The following is a 1482-nucleotide window of genomic DNA, read 5'->3' as shown; positions in this document are numbered from 1 at the left end:
TAAGTAAATCATTCCAATAGCTTCTTTGCTTGTGAGTGAATAGTTTGACAGTATTAATATCATGTCCGGTTAAACAGTGATAAATAAATAACTAGGGAGTCCTCAGGAGTCAACCCACCCCTCGCCCCTCCCCCTCCCAGGAGGGGAAGTCAGGAGTCAGGAGGAAAGAGGAAAGAGGGAAGAAAGAAGAACAACTGGAGTTGAAGGAGAAAGTTTTTTTATAACTAATTATCCGGACATGATATAAGTCAGTATTATAAGTCAGTATTAAATGTATTAGGGAGTTTCAACAAAGCTCCCTTCTTTATTTAGGGATATTTTATTTTCATTGCAGGTGCAAAGAAATTAAACAACTGTGTTTTTTAAAGTTGCAACAAATGTATTGATTCTCAAGCGATCGCGAGAAAATGAGAAAATACTTATCCCACTTGATTCGGCAAGGGGTCTCCCGTTATCATCGGGCGATTTAACGGGAGGGGAATTGCCAACAGCAAATTAAACAGGTTACGCAAATAGGTTAGGACGTTTATAAATGCTCAAACTTAGTCAGGGATGACTTCTGACTTCTGTAGAGGCGAATGGCCATTCGCCCCTACTAACTTATGACTTGCCCGTAGCGCTATACTTTCCAGTAAACCTCTTTTAAAATAAAAAAAACCCTCTGATTGTTGAGGGTCTTAATTACCAATAAATATTTAGGCTTTTATTTAATTACTCTCTTCCAGCCAGAAGATTACCGATAATGTAATTTAAATACTACACAAATGTAACTCAGTCCCCAAGATGATTAAATCTTTACCAAATCGGGTATTTCGGTTATGCGATCGTTAATTATTAACAAAACCTACCTAAAACCCATGAATAAATATTGTACTGTGCAATTAATGGTGATGGGGGTGGGTTTATGATATTAATTTTGGGTATCATAATTGAACAGATGAACCCACCCCTACGAGTTGATTTTTGTGACTATTAATCATATTTCCTATTCCTTTGATATTAAATTGTTTCGGAAATAAAAATATATTTTCAGTTAGATTATTGGGTTGGGGGCGGGTTCATCTGAATAATTTGTAACAGCATTAACTTAACGCCGAACCTGCCCCTACTATTTCTGTCGCTCTATTTTCAAGGCAGCAATAACTTTTTCATACTCCACTTTAACCTGAGAAAAAATCTCTATTGCTTCTGCTGGAGTAGAATTTTCTGACTCATAAGCTAAACGAGCCATAATTTCTAATTCTTGACAAATTTTATAAAGAATCATTGCTCCTAGAGTACCACTAATAGACTTGAGAGAATGAGCAGCATTCTTAAGTATAAGTGGATCGGCTTGATTAATAGCAATATTAATATTCTCCAGAAGTTCGGGAGAAGTATCTAAATAAATATCTATTACTTCATCTAGAGCTTCTACTTCTTTTAACTCTTCTATTACCTTACTCTCAAGAATAGTCTGTTCTGTGAAAATGTGATTATCGA

Annotated in this window: 2 protein-coding genes; one reads left to right on the top strand and one right to left on the bottom strand. The window is 35.8% G+C overall.

The annotated features are described in order from the left end of the window. Window positions 1-355 precede the first annotated feature (355 nt). The gene (locus F6K13_RS32845) at window positions 356-499 is read left to right on the top strand and encodes a hypothetical protein (protein WP_161565078.1); all 144 of its coding nucleotides are present in this window, start codon (window positions 356-358) and stop codon (window positions 497-499) included. A gap of 609 nt (window positions 500-1108) precedes the next feature. Here the strand turns inward: F6K13_RS32845 and F6K13_RS32840 are convergent. Then, on the bottom strand, window positions 1109-1482 hold a 374-nt coding region (locus F6K13_RS32840), incomplete at its 5' end, for an Hpt domain-containing protein (RefSeq protein WP_287289879.1).

It is taken from the genome of Okeania sp. SIO2B9 (assembly GCF_010672505.1).
GTDB lineage: Bacteria > Cyanobacteriota > Cyanobacteriia > Cyanobacteriales > Microcoleaceae > Okeania > Okeania hirsuta.
This window is presented reverse-complemented; position numbering and strand designations above follow the sequence as displayed.